The 19,347-nt window shown below is 68.1% G+C and carries 22 protein-coding genes; 8 read left to right on the top strand and 14 right to left on the bottom strand.

Annotated elements, in window-relative coordinates; translation table 11 throughout:
• Positions 1-78: 78 nt before the first annotated feature.
• The 7 genes from JIP62_RS09700 to htpX all read right to left on the bottom strand — a co-directional run bounded on the left by JIP62_RS09700 (position 79) and on the right by htpX (position 5,191).
• A complete protein-coding gene (locus JIP62_RS09700) occupies positions 79-630 on the bottom strand; it encodes a CC0125/CC1285 family lipoprotein (RefSeq protein ID WP_201101989.1) in 552 nt (183 codons plus the stop codon).
• Between the two features lie 82 nt (positions 631-712).
• On the bottom strand, positions 713-1,351 hold the full coding sequence (locus JIP62_RS09695) for a LysE family translocator (RefSeq protein ID WP_201101988.1): 639 nt from the start codon (positions 1,349-1,351) through the stop codon (positions 713-715).
• A gap of 50 nt (positions 1,352-1,401) precedes the next feature.
• Positions 1,402-1,962, bottom strand: a complete 561-nt coding sequence (locus tag JIP62_RS09690; RefSeq protein WP_201101987.1) for a hypothetical protein — start codon at positions 1,960-1,962, stop codon at positions 1,402-1,404.
• Between the two features lie 108 nt (positions 1,963-2,070).
• Positions 2,071-2,511, bottom strand: a complete 441-nt coding sequence (locus tag JIP62_RS09685; RefSeq protein ID WP_201101986.1) for a translation initiation factor IF-2 — start codon at positions 2,509-2,511, stop codon at positions 2,071-2,073.
• 77 nt (positions 2,512-2,588) lie between these two features.
• Positions 2,589-3,830 carry an argininosuccinate synthase gene (locus JIP62_RS09680; RefSeq protein WP_201101985.1) on the bottom strand — a complete coding sequence of 414 codons (1,242 nt, stop codon included), beginning with the start codon at positions 3,828-3,830 and terminating at the stop codon, positions 2,589-2,591.
• 105 nt (positions 3,831-3,935) lie between these two features.
• On the bottom strand, positions 3,936-4,211 hold the full coding sequence (locus tag JIP62_RS09675; RefSeq protein ID WP_201101984.1) for a hypothetical protein: 276 nt from the start codon (positions 4,209-4,211) through the stop codon (positions 3,936-3,938).
• A 38-nt stretch (positions 4,212-4,249) separates the two neighbouring features.
• Entirely contained in the window at positions 4,250-5,191 is a 942-nt protein-coding gene (gene htpX / locus JIP62_RS09670) for a zinc metalloprotease HtpX (protein WP_201101983.1), read from the bottom strand.
• Between the two features lie 86 nt (positions 5,192-5,277).
• Here htpX and JIP62_RS09665 point away from each other — a divergent pair, with 86 nt between their 5' ends.
• Positions 5,278-5,493, top strand: coding sequence for a DUF1674 domain-containing protein (locus JIP62_RS09665; RefSeq protein ID WP_201101982.1), 216 nt, complete (start codon positions 5,278-5,280; stop codon positions 5,491-5,493).
• A 96-nt stretch (positions 5,494-5,589) separates the two neighbouring features.
• Complete coding sequence (locus tag JIP62_RS09660) at positions 5,590-6,093, top strand: hypothetical protein (RefSeq protein ID WP_201101981.1); 504 nt, start codon at positions 5,590-5,592, stop codon at positions 6,091-6,093.
• On the opposite strand, the gene pyrF is transcribed toward JIP62_RS09660, so the two are convergent.
• Positions 6,090-6,815 carry an orotidine-5'-phosphate decarboxylase gene (gene pyrF, locus JIP62_RS09655; protein WP_201101980.1) on the bottom strand — a complete coding sequence of 242 codons (726 nt, stop codon included), beginning with the start codon at positions 6,813-6,815 and terminating at the stop codon, positions 6,090-6,092. The two genes, JIP62_RS09660 and pyrF, sit on opposite strands and share 4 nt — an antisense overlap.
• A 91-nt stretch (positions 6,816-6,906) precedes the next feature.
• Between pyrF and JIP62_RS09650 the strand changes: the two genes are divergently transcribed.
• Positions 6,907-7,605 (top strand): MarC family protein, encoded by a 699-nt coding sequence (locus tag JIP62_RS09650; protein ID WP_201101979.1) that lies wholly within the window; start codon positions 6,907-6,909, stop codon positions 7,603-7,605.
• On the opposite strand, the gene JIP62_RS09645 is transcribed toward JIP62_RS09650, so the two are convergent.
• Both JIP62_RS09645 and JIP62_RS09640 read right to left on the bottom strand, forming a co-directional pair.
• Positions 7,602-8,402, bottom strand: a complete 801-nt coding sequence (locus tag JIP62_RS09645) for an SDR family NAD(P)-dependent oxidoreductase (protein ID WP_201101978.1) — start codon at positions 8,400-8,402, stop codon at positions 7,602-7,604. The genes JIP62_RS09650 and JIP62_RS09645 overlap by 4 nt on opposite strands.
• Positions 8,399-8,905, bottom strand: a complete 507-nt coding sequence (locus tag JIP62_RS09640; protein WP_201101977.1) for an Rrf2 family transcriptional regulator — start codon at positions 8,903-8,905, stop codon at positions 8,399-8,401. Before JIP62_RS09640 ends, JIP62_RS09645 begins: the two co-directional genes overlap by 4 nt.
• A 173-nt stretch (positions 8,906-9,078) precedes the next feature.
• Here JIP62_RS09640 and JIP62_RS09635 point away from each other — a divergent pair, with 173 nt between their 5' ends.
• Both JIP62_RS09635 and JIP62_RS09630 read left to right on the top strand, forming a co-directional pair.
• Positions 9,079-11,061 (top strand): potassium transporter Kup, encoded by a 1,983-nt coding sequence (locus JIP62_RS09635; protein WP_201101976.1) that lies wholly within the window; start codon positions 9,079-9,081, stop codon positions 11,059-11,061.
• Complete coding sequence (locus tag JIP62_RS09630; RefSeq protein ID WP_201101975.1) at positions 11,058-12,452, top strand: RsmB/NOP family class I SAM-dependent RNA methyltransferase; 1,395 nt, start codon at positions 11,058-11,060, stop codon at positions 12,450-12,452. The genes JIP62_RS09635 and JIP62_RS09630 overlap by 4 nt, the downstream gene beginning before the upstream one ends.
• Here the strand turns inward: JIP62_RS09630 and JIP62_RS09625 are convergent.
• From JIP62_RS09625 to JIP62_RS09615, 3 genes are read right to left on the bottom strand one after another with little or no spacing between them, the layout of a single operon-like run.
• Complete coding sequence (locus JIP62_RS09625; RefSeq protein ID WP_201101974.1) at positions 12,449-13,276, bottom strand: metallophosphoesterase family protein; 828 nt, start codon at positions 13,274-13,276, stop codon at positions 12,449-12,451. The genes JIP62_RS09630 and JIP62_RS09625 overlap by 4 nt on opposite strands.
• A complete protein-coding gene (locus JIP62_RS09620; protein WP_201101973.1) occupies positions 13,276-14,241 on the bottom strand; it encodes a diacylglycerol/lipid kinase family protein in 966 nt (321 codons plus the stop codon). The genes JIP62_RS09625 and JIP62_RS09620 overlap by 1 nt, the downstream gene beginning before the upstream one ends.
• Before the next feature lie 57 nt (positions 14,242-14,298).
• Positions 14,299-14,649: a hypothetical protein gene (locus JIP62_RS09615; protein WP_201101972.1), complete on the bottom strand. Its 351-nt coding sequence runs from the start codon at positions 14,647-14,649 to the stop codon at positions 14,299-14,301.
• A 168-nt stretch (positions 14,650-14,817) separates the two neighbouring features.
• On the opposite strand from JIP62_RS09615, the gene JIP62_RS09610 reads away from it, so the two are divergent.
• The 3 genes from JIP62_RS09610 to JIP62_RS09600 all read left to right on the top strand — a co-directional run bounded on the left by JIP62_RS09610 (position 14,818) and on the right by JIP62_RS09600 (position 17,970).
• Positions 14,818-15,159 (top strand): YMGG-like glycine zipper-containing protein, encoded by a 342-nt coding sequence (locus tag JIP62_RS09610; protein WP_201101971.1) that lies wholly within the window; start codon positions 14,818-14,820, stop codon positions 15,157-15,159.
• Positions 15,160-15,281: 122 nt separating this feature from the next.
• On the top strand, positions 15,282-15,743 hold the full coding sequence (locus tag JIP62_RS09605) for an OmpA family protein (RefSeq protein ID WP_201101970.1): 462 nt from the start codon (positions 15,282-15,284) through the stop codon (positions 15,741-15,743).
• 76 nt (positions 15,744-15,819) lie between these two features.
• Entirely contained in the window at positions 15,820-17,970 is a 2,151-nt protein-coding gene (locus JIP62_RS09600) for a protein-disulfide reductase DsbD family protein (protein ID WP_201101969.1), read from the top strand.
• 4 nt (positions 17,971-17,974) lie between these two features.
• Here the strand turns inward: JIP62_RS09600 and JIP62_RS09595 are convergent, their stop codons facing one another.
• Positions 17,975-19,270 (bottom strand): hypothetical protein, encoded by a 1,296-nt coding sequence (locus tag JIP62_RS09595; protein WP_230974718.1) that lies wholly within the window; start codon positions 19,268-19,270, stop codon positions 17,975-17,977.
• Positions 19,271-19,347 lie beyond the last annotated feature (77 nt).

Genomic DNA, 19,347 nt, shown 5'->3' with positions numbered 1-19,347 from the left:
CTGGGCCTACCGCGCGTCGCGCTCCTTGAAGCCGAACAACGCTCTCGCGCCCAAGTAGGCCGAAGGCCGGTAGCGCCCTTAGTAAGCCGCCCGCGTCACGCGCGGACCCAGGTTCTGGATCACTTCGCGGGCATCGAAGGCGTTGGGATCGCCCGCCGGCTTGGGTCCGCGACCCATCAGGATTTCCGACGAGGCCTCGAACCGGTCGATCTCGCGGACATCCACGTCCGGACCCCAGAAGGCGTTGCGGCTGGACCAGGCTCCGCGGCGATAGAAGCTCCAGTAGGGGCTCCAATAGGGGCGGTACCGGTCGTAGTAGAAGGGATCGGGCGACACCGAGTAGCGCACGTCCCGGTCGGTCGCCCGGTCGACGGTGGCGAACCAGTCATAACCGTTCTCGACGGTCAGTTCGGCGGCCCGCAGCAGCAGGCCCATCTCGACCTGCTCGCGCGAAGTGACGGAATTGCCCGCGAAGCTTACGCGGAACCGGTCGGCGTCGACGCGCTGTTCGGCATAGCCGCCGCGCTGTCCGTTCACCCCGGCGGGCTGATAGGGCGTGGCGGTCGCACAGGCCGCAAGGGTCAGCGCCGCCGCTGCAACGATTGCGGATTTCGTGAAGACGGTCGTCATGTGAGAAATCTCCAAAGCTTGATGAAGCGCTTCGTCGGGTGAACGGGACATGAATGGCGCAGTTCCATTCCGAGATAAGCCCTTACAATCGTGTGACAATCAGAACCGAGGCCAGCAGCAGCATCGAACCGACCACGATCCCGAATCCGCGTTTGAATTCAGGCCTCGTCATACGCCTGGCCAAGGCGGCACCGCCCAGACCGTATCCGCTCATCGACAGAACATCCATGCCGATGGTCGCCAGGGCAAACAGGGCCAGCTGCGGGGCGACGGGCCGGCTGACATCGATGAAGGGCGGCAGGACGGCGGTGAAGAACAGCACCGCCTTGGGATTGGCGATCTGCACCATGAAACCATCGACCAGGGCCGACCGCTGGGCCGGCGGCGGTGCCGGCACCGCCGGATCGGGATCGGCCGCGGTGGCAAAGGCCCCTCGGAACGCCTTGATGCCCAGCCAGGCGACATAGAGGGCCCCGCCGATGGCGATGACGCGAAACGCCTCTGGAAAGGCCAGGACCAGCGCCCCCAGACCCAGGGCCGCCGCGCCGAACCAGACCAGGGTGGCGGCATTCATGCCCACCACCCCCGCCAGGGCAGCCCTGCGCCCTCGCGACAGGCCGGTGGCCACGGCGAACAGATTGGCTGGCCCCGGCGTCAGGGCCATGACGATCATGACGCCCAGAAAGGCGAGATAGCGATGCGGGTCGACGGGCCAGTCCATGCCCGCCCATCGGACAGGCGCAGGCCCGCGTCAACCGCCAGGCCCGGCGATCAGTCGTCCCGGGCGGCGGCCTCGACAGCCGCGACGGCTTCTGCCGCAGCGGCCTCGGCGGCGGCTTCATCCATGGCATCGGAGGCCTGGCCCAGAGCATAGTCGGCCATCAGCCCATAGGTGGCCATGTGCTCGGGGTCCTGCGACGCCCAGGCGCCGTTCTGGGCCATCCCCATGGCGGCCCCGACGGAAGGGTCGGCCAGGGCCTCGGCCACCAGGGCGTCGACGTTGATCTCGGCCAGGGCTTCAGAGGCGATCTGGGGGCTCAGGGCGCTGGCGGCGGAGGTGAAGGCCAGTACGTCGGGCTCATATTCGGCCCACAGCGCCATGATGGCGGCCTCGCGCTGGTCTTCGCTCAGGCTCTCATCTTCGGCAATGGCTTCAGCGCGGGCGCCGAACTCCTCCATCCGCGCTTCAAACGCAGCCCCGGCCGCCTCCAGCGCCGCCTCGGCCGAGGCGGGATCAGCAGGGGCAGGCACCGACGACGCAGGCGTCTGGGCCAGGGCCGCAGACAGCGGCAGAAGGGCGAGGGCGGCGGCAAGGGAGAGGGCGCGGATCATGGCGAGGGGTCCTTCAAGGTCGCCTTGAAGGTCCGTCGAACGCCGTCCGATCTCAAGTGAAATCGCGGTAAGGCGGGGAGCCGCAGGTCCCCGCCTTACCGGGTCGTCTTATTGCGCGGCGGGCTGTTCGCTGAGGAAGCCGGCGCGGATCTGGGCCGGGATGGTGCGGATCGCATTGCCCAGCTCGGGCAGGGCGGCCAGCATTTCCGCCTTGCGGGCCGGATCGGTTTCCTTGTCGGCCTCGCCCTGGACGAACGCTTCCAGCTTGGCGGCGAAGGCGTCGAACTCGGGCTGATAGCGGACCAGAATCGCATCCACGTCGGCGGTCGCCTTGGCCTGGTCGCCATTGGCGGCCTCGACGGCGGCGACCAGCTCGGCCTGCATGGTCTCCATCCGGGCCTGGAACGCCTCGGCCTCGGCCTCGATCGCGGCCTCTTCAGGCGACTGGGGGGCAGGCGCGGCCTGGACAGGAGACGGCGGCGGGGTCTGGGCGAGCGCCGGAGCGGCCACGAAGGCGGCGGCCAGGGCGAGGGGGGCGAGGATACGCATCTATAGAACTCCGGGAGGGTTGGACGGGCAGTTTCCTTCGCCTTTGAGGCCGGAAAAAGCCCGCCGTCCTCAGGACCTCATTCGCCGGTCCGCGCGTCCCGCCGCGCCAGCACCCGCAGGCGCAGGGCATTCAGCTTGATGAAGCCCGCCGCATCGTTGTGGTCATAGGCCTGAACGCCTTCTTCAAAGGTCACCAGGTCCTGGTCGTACAGGCTGTTGGGGCTCTCGCGGCCGATGATGGTGACATTGCCCTTGTAGAGCTTGACCCGGACGGTACCCGACACCTTGCGCTGGCTGTGATCGATGGCCGCCTGCAGCATCTCGCGCTCGGGTGCGAACCAGAAGCCGTTGTAGATCATCTGGGCGTATTTGACCGCCAGCTCGTCCTTCAGGTGCATGGCACCGCGATCCAGGGTGATGGACTCGATGCCCCGGTGCGCCGCCAGCAGGATGGTGCCGCCCGGCGTCTCATAGACCCCCCGCGACTTCATCCCGACATAGCGGTTCTCGACCAGGTCCAGACGACCGACGCCGTTGTCGTGACCCAGTTCGTTCAGCTTGGTCAGGATCGTGGCCGGGCTCATCGCCACACCATCGATGGCGACGGCATCGCCCTGTTCGAACGACAGGGTGAAGATATGCGGCCGGTCCGGCGCAGCCTCGGGGCTGATGGTGCGCTGGTGCACGAATTCGGGGGCCTCGACCGCCGGATCCTCCAGAACCTTGCCCTCGCTGGAGGAGTGCAACAGGTTGGCGTCGACGCTGAACGGGGCCTCGCCGCGCTTGTCCTTGGCGATCGGAATCTGGTTCTTCTCGGCGAATTCCAGCAGGGCCTCGCGGCTGCGGTATTCCCATTCACGCCAGGGGGCGATGACGTGGATGTCGGGGTTCAGGGCGTAATAGCCCAGCTCGAACCGCACCTGGTCATTGCCCTTGCCGGTCGCGCCGTGACAGACGGCGTCGGCCCCGACCATGCGGGCGATCTCGATCTGGCGCTTGGCGATCAGCGGCCGGGCGATGGAGGTGCCCAGCAGATACTGGCCTTCATACAGGGCATTGGCGCGGAACATCGGGAAGACGAAGTCGCGCACGAACTCCTCGCGCAGGTCGTCGATAAAGATGTTTTCCGGCTTGATGCCCAGCTTCAGCGCCTTTTCCCGCGCCGGACCCAGTTCCTCGCCCTGACCCAGGTCGGCGGTGAAGGTCACCACCTCAGCCTGATATTCGGTCTGCAGCCATTTCAGGATGATGGAGGTATCCAGCCCGCCGGAATAGGCGAGGACGACCTTCTTCACGGGCTTGTCGGCGGGGCGGGACATGGCGGCATCCTGTCTTGGAAAGCGCGGGCGGGAACACGCGGGGAGGCTTGTGCGCCGCGCTTAAACGTCCTGACGGCCCGCGATGCAAGGGCGCGATTGCGGCGATCAGCCGGACGACGGACGACGCAAGCGAAACCAGGTCACAGACTTGCGGATCAGTCGGACACCCGTACGCACGAGAAGGAAGCTGATATACGACAGTCCGGCGACCTGTGCCGTATCCGCGACCATGTCGCTGCCCCGCTCGAACGTCCAGACGCCCCACTGGGCAATGACCTGCCAGACCGCGAGCACGGGAAACGCCATCCCGATGGTGAGAATCATCACGCCATTCAGAATTCCGGCGGTCGCGTCTTCCGCTGTCTCGGGCACATCGACCATGGATCGAGACTAGGTCGGGACAAGACGCCGGGCAAGCGTCAGCCCCACGGCCCCTTGGGCAGCGCCGCGGTCGTCGGCACGCTTGTCGTTCCTGCGGTAAAAACGGCCTTTGCGGGCCGCTGAGCCCGGCCCAGGCTGACGCCCAGGGCCATCAGCGCCTTGACGCGATTGGCGGTGGCCGGGTGGGTCGAGAACAGGCTGTCCGCCCCCTTGCCTGCCAGAGGGTTGATGATGAACAGCTGGCCTGACGCCGGATTGCGCTCGGCGACCGGATTGTGGATGCGCCGGGCATGGGCGTCGATCTTCTGCAGAGCAGACGCCAGGGCGTTCGGATCGCCAGCGATCTCGGCCCCCACGCGGTCGGCCTCATATTCCCGCGACCGGCTGATCGCCATCTGCACCAGGGCGGCGGCCATCGGGGCCAGGATCATCAGGGCCAGGGTCCCCAGAATGCCGCCGGGCCGATCCCGGTCGCCGCCGAAGAACAGGGCGAAATTGGCCAGGGCCGAAATGGCCCCCGCCACCGTCGCCGTGACCGTCATGGTCAGGGTGTCGCGGTTCTTCACATGGGCCAGTTCGTGCGCCATCACGCCGCGAATCTCGTCGCGGGTCAGCATGTCCAGCAGGCCCGTCGTGGCACAGACGGCGGCATGGGCCGGATCGCGGCCCGTGGCAAAGGCATTGGGCTGGTCCGACGGAATGATGGCGATAACCGGCCGGGGCAGGCCCGCGTCCTGCGCCATCCGCACCACATCGGCGACATAGGTCCGCACCACGCCGTTGGGATGGGTCTCGTCCACCGGCTGGGCCCGGTACATCTTCATGACGATCTTGTCGGCGTTCCAATAGCTGAACAGGTTCATCCCGCCCGCGACGACAAGGGCGATCACCAGGCCGGTGGCTCCGCCGATCAGATAGCCGACGCCCATGAACAGGGCCGTCAGCGCCGCCAGCAGTATGAAGGTCTTCACGTGGTTCATCGGTCGAAAACTTGCCGTCTGACTGGCCCCAGAGCCATCAACGCCTATGTGCGGATCAGGCTTCTTTGCCTCAAGAGGACAACCCTGTGACCGAAGCGCCCACCCCCGATGACACTCTGCCGCCGGAAGCCGAGGCCCCGCGTCCCTTGAGCGACGCCGCCCGCCGCGCTCTGGCCGAGGCGGAGGCCCGCCGCGCGGCTCGGATGGAGGCCGAGGCTGCCGTCGAACACGGCGGGCCCGCAGGGCCCGAGCCGACCCGTTATGGCGACTGGGAGAAGAAGGGTCTGGCGGTCGATTTCTGATCCCTGCAGGACCAAAAGTCCCGGTTCAGGCGAATTGCGAACGATCGGACGGATTTGGCGTTAACCTTCTTGCTCTGGGATGAGGGAGAAGGGGCCATGCGCCTGATTTGTCTGTCGGCTGCGTCTGCGGCTGTGGTCATGATGTTCGGTGCGGGCGCGGCTGCGGCCCAGTCCTACTATGCGCCGCCGCCGCCGGCTTCGGCCTATGGCGTGGGCAGCTGGGGCCAGCCCTATCAGTATGGCGGCCACCCAGGCGGCCCCTGCTGCCAGCCCGGCGGCTATCAGCCCCCTCGCTACGAGCCTCGGCCCGTCTGCTGCTACGGTGGCGCGCGCCAGGACGATTATGCGTATCAGGGCCGCTACGACCGGGGCGGTCGCTATGGCTACAGCGACAGCCGGCGCTACTACTACGGCGAACAGCGCTATGAGCACCGCGAGTATCGGCGCGAGGTGCGCTATGAGGGCGATCACGACGCTTGGGGCTATGACGACGACCGTCCGCCCTCGGCGCGCGGATACCGCAACTATGATCCGCCGCGCCGCCCGCACCGTCACGATGCGAACTGCGGTTGCGGCGACGTCTATCTGTACGACCGCTAAGGCGTCTCGACCGTCAGCATATCGGCGGCGATACGAGCGGCGGCCATGATGGGACTGTCGTCTGCAATGATCGGGCGAGCCACGACCAGATGGGTCGCTCCGGCCTGCAGGGCCTCGACCGGGGTCGCCACGCGCTGCTGATCGCCCTTGTCGGCCCCGGCCGGTCGCACGCCAGGGGTCACGATCAGAAAGTCGGGGCGTCCCGCTTCGGTCGCTAGGCGTCGAACCATGGCCGCTTCCAGCGGACTGGCCACCACCCCATCGACGCCGCAGGCCAGAGCCTGGCCCACACGCCGCTCGACCAGGGCCGAGGCGGTCATGCCATAGCCGATCTCGATCAGGTCCGCGTCCGAAAGGCTGGTCATCACGGTCACGGCAAGAATTTTCGTGTCCGATGCGCCGCGACCGCGCACGGCCGCCTCCATCACCTGAGGTTCGGCATGGACGGTCAGGAAATCGCAGCCGCCCTCGGCCACCGATCGCGCCGCCCCTTCGACCTGGGCCCCGATGTCGTGCAGTTTCCAGTCCTGAAACACCCGCTTGCCGCGTTCGCGCAGGGCGTGGGCAAAGGCGACGCCGCCCGGCTGGGCCAGCAGGGTCAGGCCGACCTTGTAGAAGGTCACCCCGTCGGCGATCCGGTCCACCAGGCTCTGGGCCGCCTCCACAGAGGGCAGATCCAGCCCGACGATCAGTCGGTCGTCGCTGAGAAGGCGAGAGGTCATCGACGGGCTCCGGTCAAGCGGCTATCAGATGAGCCGACGATGGATGCGTCGGCCCCGGCCGGCGGGGGCATACAGGCTTAAGGATCAGGCAATGAACGCGCTCGACCTGGGGGTCAATCTGTTCGTGACCCTGTTCGCCCTGATCGATCCCATCGGCAACATCCCGATCTTTGCCGCCGCCACCGTGGGCGCCACCGCCATGCAGCGCCGGCTGGTGTCCACCTATCTGGTGGCTCTGGTCGTGGTCTTTCTGCTGTTCTTCTATTTCACCGGCCTGGCGGTGCTGGAGTTTTTCGGCATTTCGCTGGCGGCCTTCCGCATCGCGGGCGGGATTCTTCTGTTGCTGCTGGGGCTGGAGATGGCCCGCGAAGACTTCCTGAAGATGTTCGCCGACATCGATCCCACCCACGATGCGGGCGATGTGCGCGGCTATGCCAAGCGCCGGTTCCAGCGGCTGGTCGTGCCCTTCGCCATTCCGCTGATGATTGGTCCCGGAGCCATATCGGCGGTCATCATCTCGGCGGGCGAGGCCCAGGCGGTGGGGACGGAAGCCACGGTGGGCGGCGTGATCGCCATCTTCGCCGCTGGCCTGGCCACCCTGGCCTGTTTCTGGATGACCGGCCCGATCAGCCGGGTTCTGGGCGATGTGGGCATGGCCATCGTCGTGCGCGTCCTGGGGCTGATCCTGTGCGCCCTGGCCATACAGTTCATCCTGGCCGGCCTGGGCGAGGCCATCCCCGGCATGTTCTCCGGCGCGGTGACGGCCCCCTATCCGGACAGCGGCCACTAGATCCGCTTCAGCCGCCTCGCATGGCCGCCGACCATGCGCAGGGCGACCGCGTCGGGCAGGTGTTTGGCCAGGCCGGCCAGGACGTTGTTCATCACGCCCGGCGTGACCCGGGGCCGGTTCGCCTCGACCGCATCGCAGCCGACCCGGGCCACATGGTCCGCCGTCTGCCACATCCAGGCGGGATAGGCGGCCGAAACCTCCTGGCGCGTGCCGTTGGCGTCGTGGAACTCGGTCAGGGTGTATCCGGGACACAGGGCGGTGACGTGCACGCCCGTTCCGGCCAGCTCCAGGTGCAGGCCCTGCGATGCCTTGATCAGAAAGCTCTTGATCGGTCCATACAGGGTATCGCCCCCGGTCGCGGGCATCTGCCCGGCCAGGGAGGCGACATTCAGGATGCGGCCATAGCCGCGCTCGACCATGGCCGGGGCCAGCATCCGGCTGAGTGCCACCGGGGCCGACAGCATCACCGCAATCATGGCAGCATGGTCGGCCGGGTCAGCCTTCAGAAAGCCCTCTGTCCGGCTGAAGCCGGCATTATTGACCAGGCCATCGACGCTGAGTCCGCGCCGTGAAATCTCGGCCGTCAGGGCAGCGGGAGCCTGCGGGTCCGCCAGATCGGCGGGGATGACGACAGCCTCGATGCCGTGCGTCGCCATCAGTTCATCGGCCAGAGCCACCAGCGCCGGCGTGCGGCGCGCGGTCAGGATAAGGTCCCAGCCTCGCTGGGCATAGACGCGCGCCAGGGCCGCTCCGATGCCGGCCGAGGCCCCGGTGACCAGGACCCGGCGACGGTTCATGCGGGCACTGTGGTCCGGGCCGGGGGCCGGGCGGGCTTGGCCGCCGCCTGGGCGGGAACGACGACGATCCCGGCCAGCGAGACCGGATCGTCCGCCAGAAGATCGGCGATGGTGATGCGCGACAGGGCCTCGGCGGCCGCGCTGTCGGCGGCGCTCAGGGCCTTGGCCACCTGGCGCGGAATGTGTTCGCTGACCGGACACCCCTTGGCCCCGGCCGGCGGGGAACCCAGGTGGGCGCAGCCATTGACCGCTCGCAACACCTTGTCCAGCCGGATGTCTTGCGGCTGTTGCAGCAGCCAGGCCCCGCCGCTGGCCCCCGGACGGGTCGCGATTAGGCCGCTGCGGGCCAGCATGGCCGTCACCCGGCGCACGACGACCGGATTGGTCGGGACGGAGGCTGCCAGCACTGCGCTGGGCACGGCCTGGCCTGGGCCATAGGCACCTTTATGCGCCAGATAGGCCAGGGCTTGGGCGGCGACGGGAAAGCGTTGACTGTCTGACATGACTGATCCTTGATCCCTCAAGGTAGGCCTTCGGTTTGTGTTTCACAAATACCAGGCCTAAAGGCGAGGAAGGAACGGTCCTGTTGCCCCGCGATTGAACCCCTCGATGAAAGGGTCTAAAGGCCCGCCGCTCTGGATAGGGACCGCCTCCCCGCGGAGCCCGGAGAAACCGAATGGTCGGGGCCAATCCCCGCGGCGATGACACTCCGTCCGACGCCGCACGCAATCCTTCTGCACCCATCGCACCGGCTCACCCGCATCCTGCGGCCGCCGGCGAGGGCGGTCACGTCAAGGCCGGCAAGCTGGGCTTGGTCGTCGGGGCCATCGGTGTCGTCTTCGGCGACATCGGGACCAGCCCCCTCTATGCCCTGCGCGAAGCCATTGCCCATGCCCAGGAAGGCGTCGGCGTAGGGTCCGAACTGGCCATTCTCGGCGTGGTCTCCCTGGCCTTCTGGGCCCTGATGATCGTGGTGACGTTCAAATACGTCTTCTTCCTGATGCGCGCCGACAACAAGGGCGAGGGCGGGACCCTGGCCCTGATGGCCCTGGCCCAGCACGCCGTCGGACGGCGCAGCGCCTGGATCTTCATCCTGGGCGTCTGTGGGGCGGCACTGTTCTACGGCGACGGCATCATCACCCCCGCCATCTCGGTCCTGTCGGCGGTCGAGGGTGTCAAGGACGCGCCCGGCATCGGCGGGGCCCTGGACCCCTTCATCGTTCCGATCGCGGCCGGCATCCTGATCGGCCTGTTCCTGGTGCAGTCGCGCGGAACGGCCAAGCTGGCGCGGTTCTTCGGCCCCATCACCGGCCTGTGGTTCCTGGCCCTGGGGGGTCTGGGCCTCTATCACATCTTCGACGACATCAGCGTGCTGCGGGCCCTGTCGCCGCATTACGGCATCATGCTGTTTGCCGACGACTGGTTCCTGGGCTTCATCATCCTGGGCAGCGTCTTCCTGGCGGTGACGGGGGCCGAGGCCCTGTATGCCGACATGGGCCATTTCGGAAAATCGCCCATCCGGATCGGCTGGCTCTATTTCGTCCTGCCGTGTCTGACGCTGAACTATCTGGGCCAGGGCGCCCTGATCCTGGCCTATCCGACGGCTGCCGAGAATCCGTTCTGGAGCATGGTGCCAACCGTCGCCTACTGGCCGATGCTGGCCTTGGCCACGGCCGCGACGGTCATCGCCAGCCAGGCGGTGATCACCGGGGCCTTCTCGGTCACCCAGCAGGCGGTGCAGCTGGGCCTTCTGCCCCGCATCGACATCCGCAACACCTCAGAGACCCAGGCCGGCCAGATCTTCGTTCCGGCGGTCAATTCCCTGCTGCTGATCGGGGTCCTGGTTCTGCTGTTCACCTTCCAGAGTTCGCATAACCTGACGGCCGCCTATGGCGTGGCGGTGACCGGGACCATGCTGGTCAACACCCTGATGAGCTATTCGGTCATCACCCAGAAGTGGAAATGGCCGCTGTGGGCCGTGGCCGGGACCCTGATCCCGTTCGCCTTCATCGACACCGTCTTCCTGACCTCGAACCTGCTGAAGATCCCGGACGGGGCCTGGATGCCGCTGGTGTTGGGCGCGGGTCTGGTGCTGATCATGTGGACCTGGGTGCGCGGCACGCAGATCCTGACGGAGAAGACCCGCAAGGACAGCCTGCCGCTGGCCGACCTGATCGAGATGCTGCGGGCCCGCCCGCCGCACAGGGCCCCCGGCACGGCGATCTTCCTGACATCGGCGCCCGACATCGCGCCGGTCGCCCTGATGCACAACCTGAAGCACAACAAGGTGCTGCACGAGAAGAACGTCATCCTGACGGTGCGAACCACCGACCGGCCCCGCATCGCCGAGACCGAACGCATCGCCATCGAGCCGATCAATGACGACTTCAAGCGGCTGACCATCTCCTATGGCTTCATGGAAACGCCCAATGTGCCCAAGGCCCTGGGGGTCTGCCGCAAGCAGGGGCTGAAGTTCGACATCATGTCGACCAGCTTCTTCCTGGGTCGGCGGTCGGTGGTGGCGGCCGCCAGCCAGGGCATGCCCCTGTGGCAGGACAAGCTGTTCATCTTCCTGACGCGCAACGCCGCCAACCCCACCGACTTCTACCACATCCCGCCCGGGCGGGTCGTAGAACTGGGCACGCAGGTCAGCGTATGACGTCCGGCAGCAACGCGGGCGGCAACTCGGGCGCGCGCGGTCGCCGCATGGCGCACAAGGCTCGTGGAAACCGGCCCGCACGCCCGGTCGAGGCCTCGGCCCAGTCCGACGAGGCCGCCGATATCGGGGTCGAGGCGCGGATCGCGGCCGGCCTGTTGCTGAATGGCGCCCTGGAAAAGCGCGGCGGCCTGGATGAAGCCCTGTCCAGTCCGGTCGTGGCGGCCCTGCCGGGACCGGATCGGGCCTTTGCCCGCGCTGTGGCCATGGCGGCCCTGCGGCGGCTGGGCGAGATTGACCAGATCCTGGATCGCCGGCTGCAGAAAGCGCCGCCGGCCCCGGTGCGCACCCTTCTGCGGATCGCCCTGGCCCAGACCCTGGTGCTGGAAACCCCGGCCTTTGCGGCTGTCTCGACAGCGGTGAAACTGGCCGAACGCGACCCCAAGACCCGCCCCTACAAGAATCTGGTCAATGCGGTTCTTCGCGGGATCGACCGCGACGGCCCCGGCATGACTTCCCCGACCGGCAATCTGCCGGACTGGATCGCGGCCCGCTGGCGAGCCACCTATGGCGAGGCCGCGCTGCTTGGCCTGGCTCTGGCCGGGCGGGACGAGCCCCCGACCGATCTGTCGCTGAAGCCCGGGACGGAACCCGCAACCCTGGCTGAGGGCGTGGAAGGCTCCGTCCTGCCGGGCGGCACCGTGCGCACCGCGCGCCGGGGCGAGCTGGCCGGTTGGCCGGACTATCAGGCCGGGACCTGGTGGGTTCAGGATGCCGCCGCTGCCGTACCGGCCAGACTGCTGGAGGTTTCGGCCGGCCAGACCGTCCTGGACATGTGTGCCGCGCCCGGCGGCAAGACCCTGCAACTGGCCGCTGCCGGGGCTTCGGTCGTGGCCCTGGACCGGTCAGAGGTGCGCCTGCGTCGCCTGCGCCAGAACTTCGAGCGCATCGGTCTGGACGCCGAGGTCGTGGCCATCCCGGCTGAGGACTGGGACGATCCCCGCACCTTCGATGCCGTGCTGCTGGATGCGCCCTGCACCGCCACCGGGACCTATCGCCGGAACCCCGAGGTCCTGCGGGCCACCAAGCCGTCCGAGGTGGCCAAGCTTGCGGATGTTCAGCACCGGCTGCTGGATGTCGCCGCCGAACGGGTCAAACCCGGCGGCCGTCTCGTCTATTGCGTCTGTTCGCTGGAGCGCGAAGAGGGCGAGACCCAGATCATCGCCTTTCTGCGTCGCAATCCGGCCTTCCGCACCGTGCCCGCCGATCCATCAAGGGTCGGAGCCCCCGCCGAGGCCCTGACACCCGAGGGCTGGCTTCGCATCCTGCCTTCGATGTGGGCAGACCGGGGCGGCGTGGACGGATTTTTCGCCGCCCGGCTGGAGCGGGTCTAGGCGACGGTCCGCTCGGGGGCGGTTTCGGCCTTGCGCGTGTCCTGACGGCGCGGCAGGCGCCAGACCTGGTCCGGTTCGAACTGCGTACCGCGCCAGGCCATTACCGTCACCGTGATCTCGCGCGCATCCCACTCGATGCGGTTGAAGCTGGGTGCCGCCCCCCGCTCGCGTCGCGACAGGGTCCCGCATCCGACCGCATAGGAACAGTGGTCGCTCAGCTGGATCGGCAGGGCAAAGGGCACATGGACGTGGCCGGTGGTGATCAGATCGACCCCGGCTTCGGCAAAGATCAACGCGGCCGCATCGCCGCGCTTGACGTCTCCGGTCATGGGCGTGCCGATCATTTCGATCAGCGGATGATGACAGGCCAGAATCCGCAAAGCCCCCGTCGGAGCGTTGCGCAGGGCGTCCGCCGCCCGCCGGGTCTGATCCAGATCGATCACGCCCTTGGACCAGTTGGCTCGCGCCTGCCAGCCGCGCGCCGTGGTCACGCCCCGCACCATCAATTTGTCGCTGACGAACTGGTGGTCGTGCGCCGGATGGCCTGTGGCCTTCTCAAAGGCTCGCCAGGGCCACAGGACACGGGCGATCAGATCGCCATAGGGAACGTCGTGGTTGCCCACGCTGACGAAGACCGGATCGGGCAGGCGCCGCAGCCAGTTTGCGGCCGCCTCGAACTCCGGCTTCAACCCGTGCTGGGTGATGTCGCCCGTGACCAGATTGAGATCGGCACCGGCCGCGAAGGCATAGTCCAGGGCGGCAAAACACGCCTTGGCATTCTCGGCCCCGAAATGAATGTCCGAAAACTGAAGAACCAGACCCACTAGACGCTGTCTCCGGCCGCAGGCGGCAGGGGGGCCAGGGCTCGGAAAGCCTCGGGCACGAAGGTGATCCGGGCCTCATGACCCAGAAGGCTCGGCTCGCCGTCGATCACCACCGGAATGCGCGATCGCGCCCGGACCATGGCCCGGCGCGTCGCCTTCGTCGTGACGGCCGGATCATGGCGCCAGTCGTTGAAGAGGGCATGGGCCGCCAGGCGAAAGGCCTCGGTCGCTCCTGCCGTATTCATGGCCGCCGCTTCCAGCCCCGCGTCATCGTCCACGGCCCGCGAGATCATCGGGCTGATGAAGACCATGGCCTCGGCCCGGCGCACGGCAGAGCCGTCCAGCGTGTACCGGATACGTCCGGAAAAGGCGCGACGCATGGCCACGCGGGCGTGGTTCCAGGCCTTCTTCAGCTTGCCGGTGCGAACGGCCTCGCGCGCGGGTGCCCACAGGGCCGGTGCCCCCAGAATGGCCGCGCAATAGAACTCCTGGTCATCGACCTTTCCGCCCGAAACCGCTTGCGGCGCACCTTCTTCAAGCGCGCGACGCAGCGCAGCCTTCCAGTCGGCTGTGCCGTACAGGGCCTTGGGCAGCATATTCATCGTGCCGCCCGGCAAGGGCGCGATCAGCGGCCCGTCCGGTCCGGCCCGCGAGGCAATCGTCCCGGCTGTGCCGTCCCCGGCCAGGATCAGCAGCGCATCGGGACGCGCTGAAAGAGCGTCCTGGATCTGGGTGTCGAACTGACCGCCTTCCAGAGCGACGACGCTGGCGTCAACGTCATAGTCCGCCAGGATGGCCTCGGCCTCTCCAGCCGCTCGGGGGCCGACGCTCCCGGACAACGGATTGACCAGCATGATAATCCGCTTGAGCGCCACATGCGGCGTCAGGGTCGGCCGTTCCGCGTCTTCGGTCACTGCCAGGAGCGCAGCCTCGGCCGCCCCGGTCTCATCGAGGGTCTGGGTCATGGCGGGGCGAACGCGCCCACCCAGCCGGGGTTCCGGGCCGAGCGACAGAAAGCTTGACTATTGCTTCTTCAGCTCGTCGGCGGTCTTCTCGGCACCGGCCTGCAAGGCATCGCCGGTCTTGGCCGCCGTCTCGCCGACCTTGCCCGCGGCCTCTTCCCCGGCTTCGGGTGCCTGGCCCGCCAGACTCCGCGCGCTCGTCCAGGCGCTGCTGATCCAGCCGTCGATGATGGCCCCGCCTTCGGCCATCGACCGTTCCTTGATCCCCAGCACGGCGCTCAGAACGCCAAACAGGGCCAAGAGGGTAACGACAAAGCCGATCGGCGAGGCACCGCCGGACCGGCGCTTGGAGCGAGCCCAAACCGGGCTGGATTCACCGTCGGCCATATGAACGGGTTGAGAGAAACGCATGAAAACCCCCTTGGTACCGGGCCCCTACAGCCCCTGGGCAGGGCCGATGGCCTCACCCTTATCATGAGCGTGGTGACACGCCGTGGATGCAAGATGGCCTTGGAACCTGAGCCTTGGTCCAGCGTTCTCACCCCAGGGGCGAACCCTCGTTTTTTTAAGGACAGACCCATGAACAAGGCGATTCTCGCCATTGCGGCGGCCGGCCTGCTGGCTTCGGCCTGCGCCAGCGATGGCTACGGCTACAACACCAACAACGAAGCGACCCGCCAGGGCGTGATCGGTGCCGGCGTCGGTGCCGTGGCCGGTGCGATCATCGGCAACAACGTCGGTGACGGCAATGCCGGCCGTGGTGCTGCCATCGGTGCCGTCGTCGGCGGCGTCGCCGGGGCTGTCCGTGGTTCCAGCCAGGACCGCGCCAACCAGAACCGCCGCTATGACAGCGCGCGCGGTGCCTACTACTACTGCTACCCCGAAGGCGATTGCTATTGGGAAGACGGCCGTCGTCGCTGATCGGCGGTAGCGTCAGGTCCTTGACCTGATCACCGATGAGGATGCGGGCGGTGCGTCGAAAGGCGGGCCGCCCGTTCCATATGAGCCGCGCATTCTCGCGGCGTACTGCGAGGGGGAATACGATGAAGCGGGTTTTGGGGCTGGCGGCGGTTGTCGGCGTGGGTGCGATCCTGTCGGGCTGTTCGGGGGGCCTGAACATGTTCGGCAGCAGGGATGAACTGGTCGCGACGCCGACCACCTGCGTGCCGCAGCGTTTCGAAGTCTATTTCGCCGAGGGCGAGGCGCGGCTGACGCCGGCGGCGCGCGAGGCCATCGGCATGACCGCGGCGCAACTTCAGGGCTGCACCATTCAGTCGGTTCAGGTGCTCGGTCTGGCCGACGCATCTGGCGGGTCGCGCGCCAATCTCACCTTGTCGGAGCGGCGGGCCGTGGCGGTGGCGGAAGCCTTGCAGAGCGCCGGCTGGCCTGCCCCGGCCTTCGATGTGACGGCGGTCGGAGACGAAGGCGCGGTCACGCCCGACGGCACACAGGAGCCCATGCGCCGTCGCACCGAGGTGCTGGTCCAGGCCATCGCCCCGAACTGACGACCCCCAAGGTCGCAGGGCCGTTGCCGGACGCTGACGCGGCGCGGTTTTCGCTTTAGGACAGCGGGGCCTGTTCATGGCCAAGGGTCTCGCCGTGCCGCTTCGTCCCCTCCTGCTGTCCCTGCTCCTGCTGCTGGGCGTGTCTCCCGCCTGGGCCCAGCCCGTGCTGGATGGACCGCGCCGTACCGAGCGGATCGAGGCGGAACTGGTGCCCCTGTCGCAGTGGGTCACGCCCGGCTCGACCTCCATCTTGGCCGTGCGACAGGACATCGAGCCTGGCTGGCATACCTATTGGCGCAATCCGGGCGATTCCGGCGGGCCCACGTCCCTGACCTGGACCTTGCCGCAGGGCGTGGTGGCCGAGGACATAGTCTGGCCCCTGCCCGAGCGGCAGCCGCTCGGCGACCTGATGAATTTCGGCTATTCCGGCCAGGTCTATCTGCCGGTGCCGATCCGCATACCGGCCGAGGCCCGCCCCGGTTCCACCCTGGTCCTGACCACGCGGGCGCTGTTCTTCGTGTGCAGCGACCAGATGTGCGTGCCCGAGACCCTGACCCTCAGCTTGACCATGCCGGTGCGCGCCGGGGCCGCGCCGCTGGACCCTCGGCATGGCGCGGCGATCCAGGCCGTGGTCGAACAGGCTCCCCGCCCGGCAGGGATCGAGGCCCGGGCCCAGCTGGACGGTTCCATCCTGACCCTGACCGCCACCGGCGGCCCTTTGGCCGGGGCGGACCTGACATCGGTCGTCTTCTTTCCGTTCGAGGCGGGGGTGATCGACCATGCCGCCGACGCAACGGGCGAGCGGGGCCCGCAAGGGCTGACCCTGCGCCTGAGCGCCGGACCGGACAGCCGCACGGCGGGTCGACTGACGGGCCCCGTAGCAGGGGTGCTGGCCACCAACATCGGGGCTTTTGAGATCTCGGCCAGCGCCGGTCCGGCCCTGCCCGGCGCCTCGGGACAAGGCAGGCTGACCGCCGCCGCCACCGCAGAGACGGGACTGGCCGGCTTCGCCCAGGCAGCCCTGTTCGCCCTGCTGGGCGGTCTGATCCTGAACCTGATGCCCTGCGTCTTCCCCATACTGGCCATGAAGGCCGCGGCCCTGGCCGCAACGGCGCATCAGCCCCGGGCTGCGGCGCGCGATGGCCTGGCCTTTCTGGCCGGCGTGCTGGTGACATTCCTTATGCTGGCAGGACTGCTGCTGGTGCTGCGGGCGGGGGGCGAGGCGATCGGCTGGGGGTTCCAGCTGCAGTCGCCCGCTGTCACCGCCGCCCTGGCCCTGCTGATGCTGGCTGTGGCCCTGAACCTGTCGGGCGTCTTTCATGTCGGGGCCGGTCTGCAAGGCGCAGGGTCCGGCCCACTGGCGCGCCTGCCGGGGGGGATCGGGGCCTTCTTCACCGGTGTGCTGGCGGTGGTGGTGGCAGCCCCCTGCACCGCCCCCTTCATGGCCCTGGCGCTGGGGGCGGCCCTGGTCATGCCCTGGCCCATGGCCCTGGCCGTCTTCCTGATGCTGGGTCTGGGCCTGGCCCTGCCCTATCTGGCGATCAGCCTGTCGCCCGGCCTTCTGCGCCGCCTGCCCCGGCCCGGTCCCTGGATGGAGCGGCTGAAGGCGCTGCTGGCCTTTCCCATGTATGGCGCGGCCCTGTGGCTGGCCTGGGTCCTGTCGCGCCAATCGGGAGGCGATGCCCTGGCCCTGCTGCTGGGTGCAGGCCTGATGCTGGCCCTGTCACTGTGGCTGGTCGGTCAGGGCCAGGGCCAGCGTGCGAACGGCCACCGGGGAACACTGCATCTGATCGCGGGCGTGGTTGTCCTGATCGTTGCGGGCGGCCTTGCGGTGCTGGCGGCCCGCGTCCCGCCGACCACCGGCCAAGGGGCCAGCCAGACGGCCCTGGCCTCTCAGCCCTGGTCCCCCCAGGCCGTCGAGGCCGCCCTGGCAGAGGGTCGGCCTGTCCTGGTCAACTTCACCGCCGACTGGTGCGTGACCTGCAAGATCAATGAGGCCTCGGCCCTCTCCTCGCCCCGCACGGCGGACGCTCTGGCACAGGCGAACGCCGTCTATCTGGTCGCCGACTGGACCCGCCGCGACGACGCCATCACCGCCGAACTGGAGCGACGCGGCCGTTCGGGCGTGCCCCTGTATCTGCTGTTCACGCCCGGCCGCGCCGAGCCCCGCATCCTGCCCCAGCTGCTGAGCGAAGGCGTGGTGGTCGAGGCCCTGACCGCGCGATAGGCCCCTACATCAGGTCGACGGGCAGGATCTGGCTGGACAGCAGGGTCGCCATCCCGGCCCAGTGATCGGGTCCCTGGCGCTCGACCCAGGACTGGACGGTGTCGCGGCCCAGTCCATAGTTGATGATGTAGCTGCGATAGGTGTCGATGAAGGCCAGACGCTGGGTCGCCCGTTCGCGCGAGGTCAGGCCATAGGTCTGCAGCCGGTCCAGGGTCGTTTCGCGATCGACCCGGCCCGACAGATAGTCGTCGGCAATAGTGTATTCCGCGCGGCCCAGGGCCCGCGTCAGCGCCAAAAGCTCGCCCTGAACAGCGGCACGGGCCGGATCCAGGCCCGCCAGGGGATAAAGGACCTCGCGCTCGAACGCTCCCCGCTCCGCGCCCGGAAAGGCCAGGTCGATGCCATAGTTGGCGCTGCCCTCGGCGATGAAGGACATGGGGCTGTACAGCGGATAGACGCTCATCTCGACCCAGCCCCGTTCGCGCACGAACGTCCGCTCCAGCAGCAGATTATAGACGTGGTGGCCGGGGTAGCCCTCGTGACAGCCCAGATCGACCGCCCGGTCGATGAAGATGGGCAGGTCGGTGTTGATCTGGATCAGGCTGTTGGCGTCGCCCTTGTAATAATTATAGCCGGACCAGGCCTTGTCGGTGACGAACTCCAGGGTGAAGCGCTCATTGGCCGGCAGTGGGATGCGGCGCACCGTGCGGGCGCGGCATTCGGCGATGGCCGCACGCATGACGGCGTCCAGCCGGTCCTTGGGAATGGCGAAGGTGCCCCGGAACGCCGCCACCCGGTCGGCCAGGGGCCCCTCGCCGGGGACCAGGGTCTCGATCCGGGCCAGCACCGGGTCGAAACTGGACAGGGGGGCCAGGTCCGGCCGCACGCCAAACAGGGCGTAGGCCTCGTCGGCAAAGCCCATCTTTTCGCCCGACAGCATCCGCAGGCGCGCTTCGGCCGCCGAGACGTGAGCCAGCAGATAGGCGCGCCGCTGGCGGTGGTCGGGGTCCAGGCTGGCCGGGGCGATGGCGTTCAGCCGCCCGGTCAGACCGCGCGAGGCGGCGATGAGCTCGGGCACGGGCCGCAGATTGTCCTTGGCCGCCTGGGCCCATTCCGGCGGACCATAATAGGCATCGACATAGCCCGGCTCATGCTCGCCGATCTCCAGGATCAGGGCCACATAGTCGGCGGCGATCGCATCCAGGCCGTCCGCGGCGGGCGGGGCCGCTGCCGAAGGCGGTGCCGTCATCGGGGCACAGGCCGCCAGCATCAGCACAAGAGACAGCATCAGGCCGCGCATCGGCAGTCCTCCCGGATCGTTTCGGATGTGAGGCTATGCCGGGTCGCGCAGCAGGCCAAGGCGAGGTTTGGCATTGA

It is taken from the genome of Brevundimonas vitisensis, assembly GCF_016656965.1.
GTDB lineage: Bacteria > Pseudomonadota > Alphaproteobacteria > Caulobacterales > Caulobacteraceae > Brevundimonas > Brevundimonas vitisensis.
Note: the sequence above shows the minus strand (reverse complement) of the source record. Positions and strands in the feature narration are given on the sequence as shown.

Bases quoted from the DNA above. Each gene is read 5' to 3' on its own strand.
- JIP62_RS09700 (WP_201101989.1), bottom strand. From the start codon at position 630: ATGACGACCGTCTTCACGAAATCCGCAATCGTTGCAGCGGCGGCGCTG.
- JIP62_RS09695 (WP_201101988.1), bottom strand. From the start codon at position 1,351: ATGGACTGGCCCGTCGACCCGCATCGCTATCTCGCCTTTCTGGGCGTC.
- JIP62_RS09690 (WP_201101987.1), bottom strand. From the start codon at position 1,962: ATGATCCGCGCCCTCTCCCTTGCCGCCGCCCTCGCCCTTCTGCCGCTG.
- JIP62_RS09685 (WP_201101986.1), bottom strand. From the start codon at position 2,511: ATGCGTATCCTCGCCCCCCTCGCCCTGGCCGCCGCCTTCGTGGCCGCT.
- JIP62_RS09680 (WP_201101985.1), bottom strand. From the start codon at position 3,830: ATGTCCCGCCCCGCCGACAAGCCCGTGAAGAAGGTCGTCCTCGCCTAT.
- JIP62_RS09675 (WP_201101984.1), bottom strand. From the start codon at position 4,211: ATGGTCGATGTGCCCGAGACAGCGGAAGACGCGACCGCCGGAATTCTG.
- htpX (WP_201101983.1), bottom strand. From the start codon at position 5,191: ATGAACCACGTGAAGACCTTCATACTGCTGGCGGCGCTGACGGCCCTG.
- JIP62_RS09660 (WP_201101981.1), top strand. From the start codon at position 5,590: ATGCGCCTGATTTGTCTGTCGGCTGCGTCTGCGGCTGTGGTCATGATG.
- pyrF (WP_201101980.1), bottom strand. From the start codon at position 6,815: ATGACCTCTCGCCTTCTCAGCGACGACCGACTGATCGTCGGGCTGGAT.
- JIP62_RS09650 (WP_201101979.1), top strand. From the start codon at position 6,907: ATGAACGCGCTCGACCTGGGGGTCAATCTGTTCGTGACCCTGTTCGCC.
- JIP62_RS09645 (WP_201101978.1), bottom strand. From the start codon at position 8,402: ATGAACCGTCGCCGGGTCCTGGTCACCGGGGCCTCGGCCGGCATCGGA.
- JIP62_RS09640 (WP_201101977.1), bottom strand. From the start codon at position 8,905: ATGTCAGACAGTCAACGCTTTCCCGTCGCCGCCCAAGCCCTGGCCTAT.
- JIP62_RS09635 (WP_201101976.1), top strand. From the start codon at position 9,079: ATGGTCGGGGCCAATCCCCGCGGCGATGACACTCCGTCCGACGCCGCA.
- JIP62_RS09630 (WP_201101975.1), top strand. From the start codon at position 11,058: ATGACGTCCGGCAGCAACGCGGGCGGCAACTCGGGCGCGCGCGGTCGC.
- JIP62_RS09620 (WP_201101973.1), bottom strand. From the start codon at position 14,241: ATGACCCAGACCCTCGATGAGACCGGGGCGGCCGAGGCTGCGCTCCTG.
- JIP62_RS09615 (WP_201101972.1), bottom strand. From the start codon at position 14,649: ATGCGTTTCTCTCAACCCGTTCATATGGCCGACGGTGAATCCAGCCCG.
- JIP62_RS09610 (WP_201101971.1), top strand. From the start codon at position 14,818: ATGAACAAGGCGATTCTCGCCATTGCGGCGGCCGGCCTGCTGGCTTCG.
- JIP62_RS09605 (WP_201101970.1), top strand. From the start codon at position 15,282: ATGAAGCGGGTTTTGGGGCTGGCGGCGGTTGTCGGCGTGGGTGCGATC.
- JIP62_RS09600 (WP_201101969.1), top strand. From the start codon at position 15,820: ATGGCCAAGGGTCTCGCCGTGCCGCTTCGTCCCCTCCTGCTGTCCCTG.
- JIP62_RS09595 (WP_230974718.1), bottom strand. From the start codon at position 19,270: ATGCGCGGCCTGATGCTGTCTCTTGTGCTGATGCTGGCGGCCTGTGCC.